Origin of the sequence: Rossellomorea sp. FM04394 (assembly GCF_041889765.1) — a bacterium.
Classification (GTDB): domain Bacteria; phylum Bacillota; class Bacilli; order Bacillales; family Bacillaceae_B; genus Rossellomorea; species Rossellomorea aquimaris_B.
On sequence record NZ_CP168654.1, the window covers coordinates 4,287,822 to 4,307,196 of the forward strand.

Here is a 19,375-nt window from a genome sequence, read left to right on the forward strand (position 1 = left end):
CATCCCACAACAGTCTCTTTTCCACAAAAAACACCCCCGATTACTAAAATCGAGGGTCAACATCCTTATTTTTTCTCACAAAACACCATTCGATCTTTCCTGTTGATGTCATGTACTACTTCTACATGGGCAGCAGGAAACGTATCCCGCAGCAGGTCTGCAACGGTCTCGCCCTGTCCGACTCCTACTTCAAATCCGATCAGACATTTTTCCTTCATCACCAATGGCAGTTCATCCATAAATCTCTTGTACAGATCATATCCATCTTCCCCGCCAAACAAAGCGAGTTCAGGTTCATGTTCAATGACGACATCTGATAGAGTTTCACGATCCGTCAATGGAATATATGGAGGATTCGATAAAAGGATATCGAGCTTCACATCTTCTTTGATCAAAGGCTGCAATAAGTCTCCTTCAAAAAAGCGAACATCCGCACCGAGTTTCTCACTATTTTCCCTTGCAACAGCCAATGCCTCCGGTGAAATATCCACAGCCATCATATCAATAGGTGACCGGTCCGCTTCCGCTTCGAGCTTCAATGTAATTGCAATCGCGCCGCTGCCCGTTCCTACATCGGCAGCCCGCAAAGGAGTTTCCGCTTCAGAAAAAAGTTCCTTCATTTTTGCCAATCCATAATAGATCAGTTCTTCCGTTTCAGGTCTCGGAATCAGCACATGCTCATTCACCACAAACTCCCGACCATAAAACTCTTCAACCCCGATAATATGCTGAATCGGCACCCCGCCGACATGCTCGCGAATCCCATCCTGGAATTCTTCCCACTTCTCCCCCGGGACGGACCTCCGCTGTTCCGCCAGCAGTTGCGATCGGGACATTCCCATCAGATGGCGCAAATAGATCTCTCCCACATTTTCATCACGGCCATTCTCGACTAAAAAAGAAGAAGCCCATTTTAGGGCTTCAAATATGGTAACAGACGTCATTATTCTTCCAGTCTCTCAAGAAGTTTGGATTGATCTTCGATGATCAACGCATCGATGACTTCATCCATCTTCCCTTCAAGAATTTGATCGAGCTTTTGAATCGTCAATCCGATTCGGTGATCCGTGACGCGGTTTTGTGGGAAATTGTACGTACGGATACGTTCTGAACGATCACCTGTACCAACGGCTGATTTACGGTTTGCATCGTATTCAGCTTGGACTTCACGTTGGAATTTATCGTAAACGCGTGCACGCAATACTTTCATTGCTTTCTCTTTGTTCTTGATTTGCGACTTTTCATCCTGACATGAAACGACTACACCTGTTGGCAAGTGAGTCAGACGGACCGCAGACATGGTTGTATTAACACTTTGTCCTCCCGGGCCACTGGATGCGAAGGTATCGACACGGATATCTTTGTCGTGAATATCCACTTCGACTTCTTCCGCTTCCGGCAGGCAGGCAACCGTTGCCGTCGACGTATGGATACGTCCGCCTGATTCTGTTTCAGGTACACGTTGCACACGGTGTGCCCCATTTTCGTATTTCATTTTGGAAAATGCGCCATTTCCGTTGATCATAAAGATGATCTCTTTATATCCACCAACACCAGTGGAGTTTGCTTCCATCACTTCGGTCTTCCAGCCTTGGGATTCTGCATAGCGACTGTACATACGGTATAAGTCACCAGCAAACAGGGCTGCTTCATCTCCACCTGCAGCTCCGCGAACCTCCATGATTACGTTCTTATCATCGTTCGGGTCTTTAGGGATCAATAATATTTTCAGACGGGCTTCCAATGCTTCAATTTGTTCTTCAAGCTCGGAAACTTCTTCTTTCACCATTTCACGCATATCAGCATCAAGCTTATCATCCAGCATTGCCTTAGCGTCTTTATACTGCCCAGTAAGTTCTTTATATTCTCGATATGCTTCTACCGTTGCTTGGATGTCTGATTGCTCTTTTGAATAATCTCTTAGCTTCTTTGGGTCATTCACAATTTCTGGATCACTCAATAGTTCATTTAACTTATCATAGCGATCTTCCACTGCTTGTAAACGATCGAACACAGCTATTCACCTCAATTTTAGTCCATAACAGTCTAATTATATTATATGGTGTATGTAAACACAAGGAGGATCGGGATCAGTCAGAAGGCATAAAGTGGTGGATTTTATGTAGAAGGCAAGCAGATCAAGTGACAGACCTGCTTGCATATTTTTATCTTTCGGTGATTTTCACATTTACATTGAACCTTGGGATGGCTTTTTCCAATCTTTCTTTTAACATTGCTTCTTCTTTATCCGTCTCAGCCATACTCATCTCTTTCTGTGTATGGGCCGTCACCCACATTTGTTCGCCATTGATCCAGACTTCATCTGGTTCAAAGTTGGAATACTCCCTCACAACTTCACGGGCTTTGTCTTCATACACACCTGTTGTCGTCGATGTTGTGCCGGGTGAGTTCGTCAGGTTTGGAAAGTTCGGGTTTTCATTTGTCGTATTTCTGACGCTTCTATCTTGACGATCATTGACCTCTTTTCGATTATCAATGAATCGTGTCCCATTTTCATCTTCGTGCATACCGTATTCCGATTCCTGATTTACCCCACAAGCGGTGATTAAAATGAAGAATACAGTAAAAGATAAAGCTAACAGCAGTTTTTTCATGCTTTCACACCTCCTGTTTTTAGGATTTCCTACAGGAAAGTGCTTATGCATATAAAGATTGGAGTGCTTCAGTCTTAAGCGAAACATCCCCCTAACTATCAAGCACTCACTGATTCTCAGAGCATTTGATGAGCCTGCGCTATATACACCATCGTTACGAAAAGAGCCAAATAAAAAAAGCCCCAAACAAAGGGCTTCATTTACTATAATTCCTTCACCATATCAGGTGTGACACTGACTCCAGTCGGAACTTCATGGTGATGGCGGCATCTTGGCTCATAAGCTTCAGAGGCACCCACCAGGATGACGGGATCATCGTAGCAAGCTGGTTCGCCATTGATTAATCGTTGCGTTCGACTTGCAGGAGAGCCGCATACTGCACAAACAGCTTGGAGTTTTGTCACTTGTTCGGCGATGGACATTAAATCAGGCATTGGTCCGAATGGTTCGCCGCGGAAATCCTGATCAAGTCCTGCGAGGATGACACGATATCCACTGTTTGCTAATTTCTGAACGACCTCGACAATGCCTTCGTCAAAAAATTGAACCTCATCAATAGCTACTACATCTACCTCTGGATTCAGGTCATCGAGGATAACAGTAGATCCCTCGACTGCTTTGGCGATTACAGAGGTACCGTTATGAGATACAACCGATTCATCGCTATAGCGATTATCTAGTTTTGGCTTATACACAGCAATTTCTTGTTTAGCAAATTGAGTGCGTCGTACCCGGCGGATCAGTTCCTCGGATTTCCCTGAGAACATGCTGCCGCAAATGACTTCTACCCAACCCGTTTGTTTCATGACATACACGAAAGCGCCTCTCCTTCCTTACTCATTATTTTATATTAAAACAGTCTGACTGTTAGTAAAAACGGACTACTCTTTAGTATAAAGCATTCCTTTATGTACGGGAATAATGCTTGATTTTCAGTAATTTGGCAGAAAAAAAGAGGCACAGCTCAATTGGAACTGCCTCTATTTCTTCAACCATTTGCTTTAAAGAGAATAAAAAACAGGCAAGCATGAAGATCCTTGCCTGTTTTTCTAATAGAAGAGAAGTGACAATCTCAAATATTCATGCTTTACGCACAAAGAAATTCGATATGACCTTCCAGCTCTTCATTATTGTTGTTGATTTTTAAGACCGTATTTTTTGTTGAAACGGTCAACACGTCCACCAGCGTCAGCGAATTTCTGACGTCCTGTGTAGAATGGATGGCATTCAGAACATACCTCAACGCGCATTTCTTCCGCTACAGAACCAGTTTCAAATTCGTTACCGCAAGCACAGCTAACTTTGATCGTGTTGTACTTAGGATGAATTCCTGATTTCATTTCTTTCATCTCCTTCCGCCCTGAATCATCTGAGACAGAGTAATTTATTACGAAGATATATGTGATATGAGCATAAGCATGAGAGTTATAGCCAGCCCCTTACCACATCCATTTTTTAAAACACATTGACACTATTATAACAAGGACAAGCGATATTTGCAACCTGTAAAATTGGAAGTTACAGACATCCCTCTCCTCAAAAAATCATTCGATTACTAGATTAACGCTTCTTCGACTCTTCTGTCAACACATTGAAAAACTCTTCATTCGTCTTCGATTGTTTGAGCTTGCGCATAAGCTTCTCAGCGAAATCAGGCTGATCGGACATCGCTTTACGAATCGCCCACAGCTTTTCAAGATGATCCGGTTTGATGAGAAGTTCCTCACGACGCGTTCCGGAACGACGGATGTCGATGGCCGGGAAGATACGTCTTTCAGCAAGAGAACGGTCAAGATGAAGTTCAAGGTTACCTGTTCCTTTGAATTCTTCATAGATGACATCATCCATACGGGAACCTGTATCCACTAATGCCGTTGCCAGGACCGTCAAGCTTCCGCCTTCTTCAATGTTACGTGCCGCACCAAAGAATCGTTTCGGGCGGTGGAACGCAGCAGGATCGATACCTCCGGAAAGAGTTCGTCCACTTGGCGGGATGACGAGGTTATAAGCACGTGCCAAACGAGTGATACTATCCATCAGGATAATTACATCACGCTTATGCTCCACTAAACGCATCGCACGCTCAAGAACGAGTTCTGCCACTTTGATGTGATTTTCCGGTACTTCATCAAATGTAGAGCTTACGACTTCTGCTTCTACAGAGCGTTCGATATCCGTTACTTCCTCCGGGCGCTCATCGATAAGAAGGATGATTAATTCCGCTTCTGGATGATTGGTTGTGATCGAGTTTGCGATCTCTTTGATCAGCATCGTCTTACCAGCTTTAGGTGGAGCTACGACTAAACCACGTTGTCCAAAGCCGACAGGCGCGATGAGATCCATGATGCGCGTGGAGATTTTATTTGGTGTTGTTTCCAGCTTCATTTGACGGTCAGGATATAAAGGCGTCAAACCTGGGAAATGTACACGTTCTTTCGCAGATTCAGGCTCTTCTCCATTGACCATTTCAACATGAAGGAGTCCGAAATAACGCTCGTTTTCCTTCGGCGGACGCACTTTCCCTGATACTTTATCCCCGTTGCGAAGGTCGAAACGGCGGATCTGTGATGCAGAAATATAAATATCCTCAGAGCTTGGAGAATAGTTGATTGGTCGTAAGAAACCGAAGCCCTCTGATTGGATGATTTCAAGAACGCCTTCCATAAAGAAGAATCCTTCTTGTTCTGCACGGACTTTAAGGATAGCGAAAATCAGTTCTTTTTTTGTTAATTTACTATAATAAGAAACTTTGTATTGTTTGGCTAGCTCGTAAAGCTCTTTAAGCTTCATATTTTCTAAGCTAGAGATTGTTAACTCTTCCATTATGACACCACGCTTTATTAATTTGTCCTACCTAAAATATAAAAAAAAGAAGGGTAGATTTTTCTAAAAATGAAGAAATATGTTGAAGCATAAACTAATAGAAAAAATGCTGAAGATAAAAACCTTATCTATTGTAACCATACTTTTAATCAAGAATCAATGACTGGATAAAAAAAGGAAGGTAATTTTGTAGATAGGCAGCATTTTTTCACCTATGAAGAAAAAAAGTGAGTGATAAGAGTGGTGATGGGCAGAAATGTAAGATACTCTGCCCATCCCTGATCTCTAATAAGAAGAGTTTGTTTCTCTCTCTATGTTTCAATGTCTATTTATTATTTCATAACGAGGTTTGGCTTTTTCTGAAGACTGTGACGTCCGTCTATGAAGCGGACGGTTCCAGACTTCGCACGCATGACGACGGAATGAGTCAATCCGTATGTCCCTTTAAGCTGAACACCTCTTAACAGTTCGCCGTCCGTCACACCTGTTGCTGCAAAGATCGCATCGTCACCGCATACGAGGTCTTCCATTCGAAGAACCTTGTCCACATCTAGCCCCATGCTGATACAACGCTGCAGTTCGGCATCATTCTGTGGAAGCAGCTTCCCTTGGATTTCTCCACCCAGGCATTTCAACGCAACGGCAGCAAGCACTCCCTCTGGAGCTCCGCCAGATCCGAATAAAATATCGACACCCGTATGATCGAATGCCGTGTTCATAGCTCCTGCTACGTCACCATCATTGATCAGTTTGATACGAGCTCCCGCTTCTCTCAGCTGCTGGATGATATGCTCATGACGAGGACGATTCAAGACGGTAGCCACTACGTCTTCGATGTCCTTATTCTTTGCTTTAGCCACTGCTTTCAGATTATCGATAACAGAAGCGTTAATATCAATTTCACCAACCGCTTCCGGTCCAACTGCGATTTTATCCATATACATATCAGGTGCGTTCAGTAGGTTTCCGTGGTCTGCCACCGCGAGGACCGCCAGTGCATTCCAGCCTCCGGAAGCAACGATATTCGTTCCTTCCAACGGATCGACGGCCACATCTACACGCGGACCATAGCCTGTCCCTAGTTTCTCACCAATATATAGCATTGGAGCTTCATCCATTTCACCTTCACCGATGACAACTGTACCCTTCATGGGTACTGTATCGAATACATCGCGCATGGCTGAGGTTGCAGCATCATCTGCTTCATCCTTCTTACCGCGACCCATCCAGCGAGCCGATGCAAGAGCAGCCCCCTCTGTTACTCGAACAAGCTCCATTGATAAACTTCTTTCCATGTATATAGCCTCCCGTAATCCCTTTTGTTTTACAATATTCTTTAATTGTATAACATATTAACAGATTTATTGTAACACATTAAAGAGGGTGGAGAGACTTTTTTTCTAAAAAAGTAGGACACAATGGGTCATATAGTCGAAAAAGAACTGGTCACATTGGAAATATTTAAGGAAATTAACAAAAAGCGAGTAGTTGTTGATTTCCACTCCAGGGTGCTCGCTTTCCGCGGGGCGGGCGGTGAGCCTCCTCGGCTTCGCCTGCGGGGTCTCACCTGTCTAACTCCGGCGGCTAGCCCCCTACGCTTTTCGTACTGTCCCGCTTCTCCCGCAGGAGTCGAGCACCCTTCCGTTCCAATCAACTTAGTTTTAAATGTTTTACCATTACTTCTAATGGAAACAATCATCCTTACAATAGTACAGCTTTAAGAAACTACGACTTCATCTGTTCCAATTCTTCAGCTGACATTTTTTCACGCCAGATTGTCGCTCCAAGGCCTTCGAGTTTGGCAACGAGGTCGCTGTATCCGCGATCGATGTGCTCGAGACCGGTTACTTCAGTGATTCCTTCTGCCATTAAGCCGGCGATGACAAGGGCTGCTCCTGCGCGCAGGTCACTTGCTTTCACTTTGGCGCCTTGTAATTGTACAGGTCCATTGACGATGGCTGAGCGTCCTTCCACCTTTATCGTGGCATTCATTCTTCTCAGTTCATCAATATGCTTGAAGCGGGCGGAATAGATGGTATCCGTTACGACGGCAGAGCCTTCTGCACGGTTTAATAACGTGGTGAAAGGCTGCTGCAGATCTGTCGGGAAACCTGGATACACCAATGTTTTCACATCAACGGATTTGAGCTTGTCCGCCCTGCCGATAAAGATTTGATCGTCATTCGTTTCAACAGGAACGCCCATTTCACGGAGCTTGGCAATGACGGATTCCATATGTAATGGGATAACGTTGTCAACAAGCACACCTTTACCGACTGCTGCTGCAAGAATCATGAACGTTCCTGCTTCAATACGGTCAGGGATGATTGTATGACGGCAGCCGTGAAGCTCGTCTACACCATCAATGCGGATCACATCGGTTCCTGCCCCTTTGATCTTCGCACCCATATTGCTTAGTAAGGTAGCTACGTCAATGATTTCAGGTTCTTTCGCCGCATTTTCAATGATCGTTCTGCCTTTTGCACGTACAGCGGCAAGCATGATGTTAATGGTCGCTCCTACACTGACGACGTCAAGGTAGATGCGGGCACCTTTTAATTCATCGGCACGTAAATAGATCGCACCCTGTTCATTCGTCACTTCTGCTCCAAGAGCCTCGAAGCCCTTGATATGTTGATCGATCGGACGTGGACCAAGATGACATCCACCCGGTAATCCGATGACCGCTTTTTTGAAACGTCCAAGCATCGCTCCCATTAAATAATAGGACGCACGAAGCTTTTTCACCTTTCCGCTTGGTAAAGGCATGGACACCATTTGACTTGGATCTACACTCATATCCCCATCTTCCAACGTGACTGAACCACCGATCTCTTCTAATAGATCCTTCAGTGTTCTTACATCAGAGATGTCTGGTAACCCTTCGATTGTGACTGGTGAATCAGCAAGAATGGTTGCCGGGATTAAGGCTACCGCACTGTTTTTGGCCCCACTGACTTTAATGGTTCCTTCAAGGGGGTAACCCCCTGCAATTTTTAGCTTTTCCATATTAAACTCCCTTCCACTGTTCATTGATGGGTAAGCCCCAATGGCTATCGGACTCCGCACACCAAGAACAAAAAGGATTATTTTTCCAAAAGAAGACGTTCTAAGAAGTATTGTCTACTAGTTTATACATAATTCGTCAAAACATGTATAGGATAATCGAATTTTTTTCGCTTAGACCGATTGACCTAAGATCAACGGTTGTTCCAGTCATTCAGGAATGCTTCAATCCCTTTATCCGTCAGTGGATGATGGAACATTTGCTTCAACACTTTCAGAGGAACTGTCGCAATATGCGCCCCTCTTAAGGCAGCCTCTGTAATATGCTGAGGGTGACGGGTCGAAGCCGCAATGATTTCTGTTTCCAGACCATGAATCGCAAAGATTTCTGCAATCTTGGATACAAGCTCAAGACCATCATGGCCGATATCATCTAATCTTCCTAAAAAAGGCGAAACATACGTCGCTCCAGCACGAGCCGCTAAAAGCGCCTGGTTCGCACTGAAAATCAGCGTAACATTTGTCTTAATTCCTTCTTTAGCAAAAGTAGATGTCGCTTTCAAACCATCCGGTGTCATTGGAAGCTTAACTGTAATGTTAGGCGCGATCTTCGCAAGCTCCCTGCCCTCTTTGATCATTCCTTCAGCATCTGTCGCGATGACTTCAGCGCTGACAGAACCAGGGACTAAATCTGTGATTTCTTTTAATCGATCTTCAAATGTCACGTTTTTTTCTTTCGCGACAAGCGACGGATTCGTTGTCACTCCTGAAAGGATACCCCAATCAAATGCTTCTTTGATTTCACTCATGTTTGCTGTATCTATGAAAAATTTCATTTCCTCTACCCCGTTTTCGACAAAATTTTCAATCATCTTTTAATGAACGGAAGGGACTGACCCAAAAAGGTATCAACCCTCTCCTGGTGCCAGTCCCATCCTACAGCTTCATTCTTTTACTACCACATACGGAAAGCCCGTAATCTATCACGAAAGACTTTCCAGACATTATCTATCTATTACGCTTGGTTGGAAGAACCAAATTCGCGCATTTTACCAGCAACTGTCGCTTTGATTGCTTCACGAGCCGGCCCCATGTATTTACGTGGATCATATACTTCTGTATCAGCAGCAAGCACTTCACGTACTGCTTTAGCAGAAGCGATTTGGTTTTCAGTGTTCACGTTGATTTTAGCCGTTCCGTAAGAAATCGCTTTTTGGATATCTTTTGTAGGGATTCCAGTACCACCGTGAAGTACTAGAGGTACTCCAGTCGCCGCTCCGATTTCTTCCATTTCTTTGAATCCAAGGTTTGGTTCACCTTTGTAAGGACCGTGAACAGAACCAAGTGCAGGAGCAAGCGTATCAATACCAGTGCGTTCCACCAATTCTTGGCACTCCTTAGGATCTGCATAGATAACGCCATCTGCCACTACGTCATCCTCTTGTCCACCGACAGTTCCAAGCTCAGCTTCAACAGAAACACCTTTAGAGTGAGCATATTCAACCACTTTAGAAGTGATTTCAATGTTCTCCTCGAAAGGACCGTGAGAAGCGTCGATCATAACAGAAGTGAATCCTGCATCGATTGCTTCTTTACATTTGTCATAGCTTGAACCGTGGTCCAAGTGAATCGCAACAGGAACTGTGATGTTTAAGTCTTCCATAAGACCTTCAACCATTTTCACAACTGTTTTGAAGCCGCTCATGTAACGTGCTGCCCCTTCAGAAACACCAAGGATGACAGGTGATTTTTCTTCTTCGGCCGCTTGCAGGATCGCTTGAGTGAACTCAAGGTTATTCAGGTTGAATTGACCTACTGCATAGCTGTTTTCTTTCGCTTTAATTAGCATGTCTTTCATTGAAACTAAAGGCATAGTAATTTCCTCCTTTTATTCAGTCAGTGAACCATTCTAGTAGAAATGGCGGTGTTATTTATAGCACCATGTGACATTGTTTACAATTTCACTTGTATCATACCAAAACAGAATTGATTTTACCAACTGAAGAGGCGAATTGTTAAAAATACTACTATTTTCACTATTCAAATAATACCACTAAGCTGGAATATATTGTTTCACCGCTTGTCGGATGTCGTCGATATCAAACGGCTTCGCAAAATGAGTAAGCGCTCCCAAGTCCTTTGCTTCCTGAATCATGTCGAGTTCCCCGTACGCTGTCATGATGATGACGCGGATATCAGCATCCTTCTGCTTCATTCTCTTTAAGATTTCGATCCCATCCATACCCGGAATCTTCATATCCAGCAAAACTAAATCAGGGGAATGCTTATCGACAATTTCAAGCGCCTGGATTCCGTTCGCTGCCTGAAATGTTTGATAGCCTTCCTTTTGTAACACTTCATTTAATAGAATCCTGATACCGAACTGATCGTCTACAATAAGAATTTTCTCGTTCATCCATCCCAATCCCCTTCGTATTAAAGTAAATTATGTACTGCTTCGCTAAATATCCGGCTAATAATTGTATATTTATTACTAATTCTCTTTTTCCTGTAAAAAATCCTGCTTCTAATCAAGATTTTACTTAAGACCTTTTTCCCCTTTATAATAAGCGTTACGATGACAAATGTCGAAGCTGAATATATAAGGAGAGTTCATTCTATGATAAAAATGTTTACAACACAGTTAACTGGACTGTTCAAACGCATTTATGATAAGCAGGAGTTCGAAATTGAAGACGGTGCCCGCCTGCTGGCCCAAGCTGCCATCGGACAAGGAAATATTTACATAAAGGGCTACGGGGAAATGGAAGCTGTCACAGCCGAGGCTTTGTTTGGAGCAGAGCCGCTTCCTTCTGCTAAAAGGTATGAAGATTCTACCCAATTGACGGAAGCTGATCGTGTATTGGTCGTCAGCCGTTTTTCAACTGATGAGGATGCTGTGGAGCTAGGGAAAAAACTGGCTGATGAAGGTGTGCCATTCGTTGCTGTTTCTGGATTGGTCGAGGGTGAAGAGAACCTGGTGGACTTAGCCGATGTTCACTTGGATACAAAAGTGATCAAGGGCATGCTTCCCGGTGATGAAATCGGTGAGCGAGTGAGCTTCCCTTCCAGCATGGCTGCCCTTTATCTTTACTTTGCCCTGGGGTTTGTGATCCGTGAGATGTTGGAGGAGTATGAAGAGTAATGGATTGGCCCGTTCCTGGTTGGGGACGGGTTTTTTGGATTGATATTTTCTGTGAGTCGCACTCCACGAAATTTGTCGTTCATTGGGGAACGGTCGATATCTTGAAAATAAGGTTGATATAATGATAGAACGGTTGATAAAACGCTATGAAGGTCGATATATTCAATTGAAAGTTGATAAATCCGAATAACGGTCGATAACCTCCCCCATACACGTTTCTACTGGAATCCACGTGGGCCTTTTCATCAGAGAGAGAGGCACCATAAAAAGTCCCCTCCCCCTCAACTCATTCAAGCCCCGCGCTTCTTGGCATGCACATACGTCACAGCCAATGCCAATACCAGGACGCTTCCTTTAATAATTTCAAATGCATAGTACGGCAGATTCATCATCGTCAATCCATTCAGCAGGACCCCGATCAAGGCTGCTCCAAAGAAGGTTCCAAGGATATTCGGTTTTCCAGCACCCAGGACGGAAAAGCCGACAAACACAGCGGCGACTGCTTCCATCAGGAGCGGGGCACCGGCATCCATCTGTCCTGACCCGACACGGGCCGTGAACAGGATTCCTCCAATCGATGCAAATACACCTGAGAGAACGTAGGCAATCAATTTTACCCGGGTCACCCTGACACCCGATAAGCGCGACGCTTCCGCGTTACCACCTGTCATATACAAAATGCGCCCCCATCTCGTGAAATGCATGATAACATAGACGATTCCGACCAACACGAGCATGATCCATACCGGTACCGGCAAACCGAGCCACTTTCCCTGGCCGATCCAGAGGAACGCTTCTGAAAATTCCCCCGGGGCAGTCCCGCCAGTCGTCATCGGCATATTATTGTAAATCGAGTATCCTTCTGTATATGTCCGATGAACACCTGAAATGATATACATGGCCCCTAAAGTAGCAAGCAAATCAGGAATGCCAAACTTCACGATCAATAACGAATTGAATAACCCCACTCCGGCTCCCACCAACAATGGAACAAGGAGCACGATCCACAGCGGCGCTTCATACCAGACCATCAATGAAGCCGTCACAACGGTAGACAGGGAGACCGTCGATCCCACCGATAAGTCAAAGCCATCGACGACGAGAGTAAAGGTTACCCCCAATGCCACCAATGTGACGATGGAAATCGAGCGCAGAATATCTGATAGATTTCCGTATGTGAAGAAAAACGGATTATAAAAACTGAAGAAGATGAGAATGACAGCCATCAAACAGATAGCCCCGTATTTAAATAGTAAGTCGAGTATTTTGCCTTTCATGTGCTTCCGTCCCTCCTGAAGCATAAAACAATATAAGTTCTTGAGTTGCTTCTACTTTCGTCAGTTCTTTGACGATCCGGCCATCGTACATGACGAGGATGCGGTCCGAGATCGCCAGGATTTCTTGTATTTCACAGGAAAAGTAGAGGATGCCCCTCTCTTTTTCTGCAAGGGATTGAATCAGGGAGAAGATCTCCTTCTTCGCTCCGATGTCCACACCCTTCGTCGGTTCATCAAACAAGAACACTGTGGCTTCATCGGATAGCCACTTTCCGATTGAAACCTTTTGCTGATTACCTCCACTTAAAAAGTTGGCCTGGATCCCTTCATGAGCGGTTTTAATTCCGAGGGATCGGATTTTTTCACGAGCCAGCTGACGTTCTTTCCTTCCGTTGATCCATAGCCAATTGGAGACATTCCCCAAGGAGGGGAAGCTTAGGTTGTGCTGCACGGATTCATGAATGAACAATCCTTCTTTTCGTCTTTCCTCAGGTACAAGCGCCAGGCCATTTTGTACTGCATCTCGTGGAGAATGAATACTGAGCTTCTTGCCTTTCAGAAGATGGTCACCCGATACTACCTGAGATGCTCCGAATAGGGCTTTGGCGAGCTCGGTTTTCCCTGCCCCCACGAGTCCGACCACTCCGACTACTTCACCTGCCTTCACGGATAAATGGATATCCTTCAGCTTTTGTCCGTCCGCAAGTCCTCTCACTTCGTAAAGCGTTTCACCAATCGGCAGCGTTCTTTTCTGAAACTCTTCTTTATACGTGCCTCCAAGCATCGCTTCAATGATCTTATGGGAGGTTGTTTCGTTTGTTCCGTACGTTCCAACCGTCTCTCCGTCCCTCATGACTGTGATGCGATCCGAAAGCTGAAAGACTTCAGGGAGCCTGTGAGAGATGAAAATGATCCCTACTCTCTCTTTCTTTAAATCTTCTATGACACGGAATAATTTCTCTGTCTCGGAAGAGCTTAAAGGGGCCGTTGGTTCATCTAAAATCAGTACTCTCGCTTTTTGAAGCAGGCTCCTGGCAATGAGGACCAGCTGTTTTTCAGCGAGACTTAAGCGTGACGCAGGCTGCCCAAGGGGGATGGTTTCTGCCCCGATCCGTCTAAGCGCCTCCAACGCTTCTTTCTTTAATGACTTCTTGGTGATAAAAAAGGAGCCTTTTTGTGAAAACTGATCAAGGACGATATTTTCGGCTACAGAAAGTTCAGGGACAATGGCCGTGTCCACTTCCTGGTACACGCAGTGGATGCCATGCTCCTTCGCTTCTTTCGGAGATTGATAGTCTCTTTTTTCAGAGTGAAGGATGATGTCTCCGCTGTCTTGCAAATAGGCTCCCGATAAAATCTTCATCAGTGTACTTTTTCCTGCACCATTCGCCCCCAACAGGGCATGGACCTCCCCCTCTTTCACATCGAAGCTTGCAGTCTTAAGGGCTTTCACTCCTGAGAAGGTTTTATTGATATTAATCATTTCCAACAGTGGAGACGTCATCTCTTCTAACTCCTTTCTACTCTGTGAACGATCCTTCAAGCTTTTTCAATTCATCTGTATAGCCTTGCTCACTTGCTCCCCAGCCATCTACATGCTCGTGCAATTGATCTGTGGTGATCGTTTCTTCAGGCAATGCTTCTTTTTCAATAAAGACCGGCTCAAGCTTTACTTTCTCAGGCGTTTCTTCGCCATTTAGCTTTTGATATAAGAAACGGACCTGTACACGGCCGATATCTTTCGGGTCGACCGCTGCCGATGCCACCCACGGGCTTCCATCTTTTTGGATGATTTGGAGGTCCTCATCACTCATATCGATACCATATACTTTGATTTCATCTCTCCCTGCCGCTTCGATTGCCCGAACGGCGCCTTTTGCAAATTCATCCCAAGCAGCCCAGACAGCATCGATGTCACCTTTGTTCGGATACTGTTTCAATATGGCCTCCATTTGAGCCTGTGTATCCAGTGCTGTATTCTGGGTAGCCGCTCCAAATGCTGCCACTTCTTTAATATCAGGATTTTTTTCTAAAAATTCCTGATATGCCACCTGGCGTCTTTCCATCGGGGCAAAGCCTGCAACCCAAATCTTCACGATCTCACCTTTGCCGCCAAGTTCATCTGAAAGCTTCGTCAAGGTTTGTTCAGCCATTTGCTGATCGCCTTGCTCGAGGACCGTCACCCCTTCTGAAGCAACATCCGCATCAAATACGACAACGGGAATGTTTTGTTCCTTCGCCTTTTCCACCCCTGATTGCAGCGCTTCTTTCGTACCATGATCGATGAGGATCCCATCAAATTTTTGATTGATGGCCGCATCCAGGTTGGAAGACATTTTTGCCAGATCTCCTTCAGATGTAAACACTTGAACTTTACCGCCAAACTTCTCTACCTGCTCTTTGACACCTTCTATGTATTGAGCGGAAAATGTCCCTAAATTGATCTGCATAATAAGGGCGATCTTTTTATTGGCCAATGGATGATCGGACACTGCTTCCTCCTTTTCTCCACTATCCGCGTCAGCCTCCTGTGATACCTTTGGCTGACAAGCCACCAAACTGAAAATGAGTGCGAGTAATACGAGTAATGATGCCGTTTTTTTCATCTTTCTTTTCTCCTCCCGAGGTCATATGCCTCAATTTTTCAAATAAAAAAACCCCTTTTCCCAAGAGAAAAGAGGTTTATGTATAAATAAACGTACTCTTATCACTCAGGAAATTCTTCCTGCAGGTCTTAGCACCTTTCCGTGTGTACGGTAGGTTGCCGGGCGTCATCGGGCCAGTCCCTCTGCCAACTCTTTATAAGAGATTATGAAATTTTATTGTGTTCGATTTTGCTATAATCGCTATATTAACGATATGTGGGAATATTGTCAATATTCTTTTTAGGGAATTTTCTATAGAGGATTAAAGAGGGTAGAGCGAAATTTGTCACTATTTGTAGAACGGTCGATATCGTGAAAATTAGGTTGATAAATTGAAAATACGGTTGATAAATCCGATTAACGGTCGATAATTTTGGATTTCGGTTGATAAATCTCAATAACGGTCGATAAATCCCGATTCCCCTTAAAAATCGGCCACCCCAACCCTATATAACAAAAAAACCGCCCTCCCAAACCAGGGAGAGCAGTTCCAAATAAATCTTATTTCTCACCATACGCAAGTGACGCTTCCACGAAGTCTCTGAATAGAGGCTGCGGGCGTGTCGGGCGTGATGTGAATTCAGGGTGGAATTGAGATGCGACGAACCATGGGTGGTCGCTTAGCTCGATGATTTCCACTAGACGGCCATCCGGGCTTGTGCCTGAGAAGATGAAGCCGGCTTTTTCCATTTGCTCACGGTAGTGATTGTTGAATTCGAAGCGGTGGCGGTGACGCTCGTAAACCACTTCTCCATCGTAGGCTGCATAGGCTTTTGAACCTTTTGTCAGCTTACACGGATAGAGACCAAGACGCAGTGTCCCGCCTAGATCTTCGATATCCTTTTGTTCTGGTAAAAGGTCGATGACCGGGTATGGCGTTTCAGGATTCAGCTCAGCCGAGTGAGCTCCTTCAAGACCAAGAACATTACGTGCATATTCTACGGATGCAAGCTGCATACCAAGGCAGATTCCAAGGAAAGGAACCTTGTTTTCCCGGGCATATTGAGTCGCAGCGATTTTCCCTTCCACTCCACGGTCACCGAAACCGCCTGGTACAAGGATTCCATCTACGTCTGCAAGTTTTTCTGCTACGTTTGCGTTGTCGATGAGCTCAGAGTTCAACCATCTTACTTCGATGTCGCTATCGAAATGATAGCCGGCGTGACGAAGGGCTTCTACTACTGAGATATACGCGTCCTGTAATTCAACATATTTCCCTACCAAGGCGATTCTTGTTTTACGAGACAGGTTTTTCACGCGATCAACGAGTTCATTCCACTCTGTCATATCTGCTTCGTGGCAGTTCAGCTTCAAGTGCTGACATGTGATTTCATCAAGCTTTTGATCCTGTAGCGCAAGTGGCACAGAGTATAGTGTATCTGCATCCATTGCCTCGATTACAGCATTTTTATCAATATCACAGAATAACGCGATTTTGTCTTTCATGTCTTGAGTCATTGGCATTTCTGTACGCACGACGATGACATTTGGCTGGATACCAAGACTGCGAAGCTCTTTTACGCTATGCTGAGTCGGTTTTGTTTTCATTTCACCCGCTGCTTTAATGTAAGGTACAAGCGTACAGTGGATATACATCACATTGTCACGGCCTACGTCGCTCTTGATCTGGCGAATCGCTTCAAGGAATGGCAGGGATTCGATATCCCCGACCGTACCACCGATTTCCGTGATCACGACATCTGAATTGGTTTCGCGACCGGCACGGTAAACGCGCTCTTTGATTTCATTAGTAATGTGTGGGATAACTTGTACCGTTCCACCAAGATAATCACCGCGACGCTCTTTCTTCAGTACAGTTGAATAGATTTTCCCCGTCGTCACAGAGCTGTATTTCGTCAGGTTAATGTCAACGAAACGCTCATAGTGACCTAAGTCAAGATCCGTTTCCGCACCATCATCTGTTACGAATACTTCACCGTGCTGATATGGACTCATCGTTCCCGGATCCACGTTGATGTATGGATCAAACTTCTGGATCGTGACGCTCACTCCACGGTTTTTCAATAGTCTTCCAAGGGACGCTGCTGTGATCCCTTTCCCTAGTGACGACACTACGCCGCCTGTTACGAAAATATACTTAGTCATGTATATGTCCCCCTTCAAAGTAAGTTTGTTTCAAAAAAAGTAGAGGGTGTCTCTTATGTAGTCATGTCATGAATTTATCTTGTTCAAAGAAGGACAAGTCCATTCCCCAAAAATAAATTCATCTGCATAAACAGCTAAAAGACAGCCTCTCATTATCAATATACATAAAAATGTAAGGGGTCTTTAAAAGATAGATCCGCTACACAAAAAGGTTTAGGTTAAACCCCAGTATGTCAAAGCATTCTTTTTAAAAAATAAAAAACGCCCCGCTTACAATCATGTAAGGGGAGCGTGATATACGTTATTCGTCCCTTTTTAGGGAGCCCAAATAAAATACTACCTTCCTGTGAACAATAAGTCAAGCACTGAATAAGGATAGAATTTTCAATCATTTCGAGCATATAAAAAAGCGCCCCGAAGGCAAAAAACCTTTTGGGGAGCCATTCTGGTCGAAGAGATTATTTCTCTTCCTCATCTTCTTCAAGATCCTCTTCGTCTTCATCATCATCGACTTCATCAAATTCATCGATTTCGAGTTCTTCTTCGTCTTCATCGATATCCAGATCTTCGTCTGCATCGTCAACGACATCCACATCGTCGTCATCATCTGTCAGATCATCGTCATCGTCCGTGTCATCAAGATCATCGTAATCAAGGTCTTCATCGTCCAGATCATCAAAATCATCCAGATCCAGATCGTCATCGTCTTTTTTCTTCGCTTTTTTCTTCTTGCTGGATTTCATCGTTGGAACGGTTTCTTCCTCGATTTGATCAACCGGGTACCATTCTCTTAGTCCCCAACGGTTATCACCCATGGCAATAAAGCGTCCATCGATATTCAGGTCCGTGTAAAATTGAAGTAAACGGCTGCGAACCTCTTTATCAGAGATTTCAAGCAAACCTTTGATTTCGCTCACTACTTCTTCGAATGCTATTGCTTGCTTTTTCTCTGCTAAAATTTCATGTGCCAACTCAATGAATGATGTTTGACGTAATTCTTCTTTGGATAACTGCTTAAGACTCACTTTACGCACTTCCTTTCTCTATTTCACACTCTACTAAGTAGAGTAAAAAAGGGCAAAAATTCTCCATTATCAATTTTAACCATATTAATCATTATAAACAATATAAAAGACTTTATGCTATACCTATCTAGTTTTTCTCGCATTTTTTTCACAACTGGCGTCAAGATGGCCTTCCACTTTCCCATTCTTCTTCTTTATCACCATTCCTGATCACACGGAACGCTTCATAGAAAAGATAGAAAGAGAGTAGAAAAAAAGGAATCGCCCCTAATTGCAATTGATATAGAAGTACAGCTGCGAATATGATGATGGCCAATAGTATATAACGAAAAATGGTCTTCACAGTCTCACATCCAAACGTATGTATCGTTCTTATCCATTCACTTATCTGACAATTCTCATTATATAGGAAATGATACACGACTACTATTAAGATCGTGTTAAAAATTGGTTGATTTTGTTTTAAGGATAGACGATTTGATGAGTTTTTAAACTCATTTCGTTTTTTTGGCATGTGCTCTGTATTTAATATATTCTTTTCTTAAACTTTGTTGCTATTTAACCATGAGCGAGTAGTGGTTGATTTCCTCTCCAGGCACTCGCTTTCCGCGGGGCTGGCGGTGAGCCTCCTCGGCTGCGCCTCCGGGGTCTCACCTGTCCAGCTATTCCCGCAGGAGTCGAGTGCCTTCCGCTCCAATCAACTTAGTATATTAATCCACAACTGATAAGACAG

18 protein-coding genes and 1 riboswitch are annotated in these 19,375 nt (G+C 44.3%); of the genes, 1 reads left to right on the forward strand and 17 read right to left on the reverse strand.

Going from position 1 to position 19,375, the window contains the following annotated elements:
• Nucleotides 1-65: 65 nt before the first annotated feature.
• From prmC to ACCB35_RS21480, 11 genes are all read right to left on the reverse strand, one after another.
• A complete protein-coding gene (gene prmC / locus ACCB35_RS21430) occupies nt 66-944 on the reverse strand; it encodes a peptide chain release factor N(5)-glutamine methyltransferase (RefSeq protein ID WP_374055237.1) in 879 nt (292 codons plus the stop codon).
• Nucleotides 944-2,014 carry a peptide chain release factor 1 gene (gene prfA, locus ACCB35_RS21435; protein ID WP_044340559.1) on the reverse strand — a complete coding sequence of 357 codons (1,071 nt, stop codon included), beginning with the start codon at nt 2,012-2,014 and terminating at the stop codon, nt 944-946. The genes prmC and prfA overlap by 1 nt, the downstream gene beginning before the upstream one ends.
• A 151-nt stretch (nt 2,015-2,165) precedes the next feature.
• Nucleotides 2,166-2,615 carry a hypothetical protein gene (locus tag ACCB35_RS21440; RefSeq protein WP_374055238.1) on the reverse strand — a complete coding sequence of 150 codons (450 nt, stop codon included), beginning with the start codon at nt 2,613-2,615 and terminating at the stop codon, nt 2,166-2,168.
• 203 nt (nt 2,616-2,818) lie between these two features.
• On the reverse strand, nt 2,819-3,430 hold the full coding sequence (locus ACCB35_RS21445; RefSeq protein WP_374055239.1) for a thymidine kinase: 612 nt from the start codon (nt 3,428-3,430) through the stop codon (nt 2,819-2,821).
• A 312-nt stretch (nt 3,431-3,742) separates the two neighbouring features.
• Nucleotides 3,743-3,955, reverse strand: a complete 213-nt coding sequence (rpmE, locus tag ACCB35_RS21450; RefSeq protein WP_034765123.1) for a 50S ribosomal protein L31 — start codon at nt 3,953-3,955, stop codon at nt 3,743-3,745.
• A 220-nt stretch (nt 3,956-4,175) separates the two neighbouring features.
• On the reverse strand, nt 4,176-5,438 hold the full coding sequence (gene rho / locus ACCB35_RS21455) for a transcription termination factor Rho (RefSeq protein WP_044340561.1): 1,263 nt from the start codon (nt 5,436-5,438) through the stop codon (nt 4,176-4,178).
• Nucleotides 5,439-5,770: 332 nt separating this feature from the next.
• Nucleotides 5,771-6,733: a class II fructose-bisphosphatase gene (glpX, locus tag ACCB35_RS21460; RefSeq protein ID WP_044340562.1), complete on the reverse strand. Its 963-nt coding sequence runs from the start codon at nt 6,731-6,733 to the stop codon at nt 5,771-5,773.
• Nucleotides 6,734-7,163: 430 nt separating this feature from the next.
• Entirely contained in the window at nt 7,164-8,447 is a 1,284-nt protein-coding gene (locus tag ACCB35_RS21465) for a UDP-N-acetylglucosamine 1-carboxyvinyltransferase (RefSeq protein ID WP_044340563.1), read from the reverse strand.
• 191 nt (nt 8,448-8,638) lie between these two features.
• A complete protein-coding gene (fsa, locus tag ACCB35_RS21470; protein ID WP_374055240.1) occupies nt 8,639-9,280 on the reverse strand; it encodes a fructose-6-phosphate aldolase in 642 nt (213 codons plus the stop codon).
• Between the two features lie 179 nt (nt 9,281-9,459).
• The gene (gene fdaB / locus ACCB35_RS21475) at nt 9,460-10,317 is read right to left on the reverse strand and encodes a class IIb fructose-bisphosphate aldolase FdaB (protein ID WP_044340565.1); all 858 of its coding nucleotides are present in this window, start codon (nt 10,315-10,317) and stop codon (nt 9,460-9,462) included.
• Between the two features lie 180 nt (nt 10,318-10,497).
• On the reverse strand, nt 10,498-10,860 hold the full coding sequence (locus ACCB35_RS21480) for a response regulator (RefSeq protein WP_044340566.1): 363 nt from the start codon (nt 10,858-10,860) through the stop codon (nt 10,498-10,500).
• Between the two features lie 204 nt (nt 10,861-11,064).
• Between ACCB35_RS21480 and ACCB35_RS21485 the strand changes: the two genes are divergently transcribed.
• A complete protein-coding gene (locus ACCB35_RS21485; protein WP_374055241.1) occupies nt 11,065-11,589 on the forward strand; it encodes a DUF2529 domain-containing protein in 525 nt (174 codons plus the stop codon).
• Nucleotides 11,590-11,879: 290 nt separating this feature from the next.
• Here the strand turns inward: ACCB35_RS21485 and ACCB35_RS21490 are convergent, their stop codons facing one another.
• The 6 genes from ACCB35_RS21490 to ACCB35_RS21515 form a co-directional block, all read right to left on the reverse strand.
• Nucleotides 11,880-12,866, reverse strand: coding sequence for an ABC transporter permease (locus tag ACCB35_RS21490; protein ID WP_044340568.1), 987 nt, complete (start codon nt 12,864-12,866; stop codon nt 11,880-11,882).
• Nucleotides 12,835-14,370, reverse strand: a complete 1,536-nt coding sequence (locus ACCB35_RS21495; protein WP_374055242.1) for a sugar ABC transporter ATP-binding protein — start codon at nt 14,368-14,370, stop codon at nt 12,835-12,837. The genes ACCB35_RS21490 and ACCB35_RS21495 overlap by 32 nt, the downstream gene beginning before the upstream one ends.
• A gap of 16 nt (nt 14,371-14,386) precedes the next feature.
• Nucleotides 14,387-15,472 (reverse strand): sugar ABC transporter substrate-binding protein, encoded by a 1,086-nt coding sequence (locus ACCB35_RS21500; protein WP_374055243.1) that lies wholly within the window; start codon nt 15,470-15,472, stop codon nt 14,387-14,389.
• Between the two features lie 95 nt (nt 15,473-15,567).
• A riboswitch (SAM riboswitch) is annotated at nt 15,568-15,674 on the reverse strand.
• Nucleotides 15,675-16,012: 338 nt separating this feature from the next.
• Nucleotides 16,013-17,617 carry a CTP synthase gene (locus ACCB35_RS21505; protein WP_044340571.1) on the reverse strand — a complete coding sequence of 535 codons (1,605 nt, stop codon included), beginning with the start codon at nt 17,615-17,617 and terminating at the stop codon, nt 16,013-16,015.
• Nucleotides 17,618-18,075: 458 nt separating this feature from the next.
• Nucleotides 18,076-18,642 (reverse strand): DNA-directed RNA polymerase subunit delta, encoded by a 567-nt coding sequence (gene rpoE, locus ACCB35_RS21510; RefSeq protein ID WP_374055244.1) that lies wholly within the window; start codon nt 18,640-18,642, stop codon nt 18,076-18,078.
• Between the two features lie 160 nt (nt 18,643-18,802).
• Nucleotides 18,803-19,156, reverse strand: a complete 354-nt coding sequence (locus ACCB35_RS21515) for a hypothetical protein (protein ID WP_374055245.1) — start codon at nt 19,154-19,156, stop codon at nt 18,803-18,805.
• Nucleotides 19,157-19,375 lie beyond the last annotated feature (219 nt).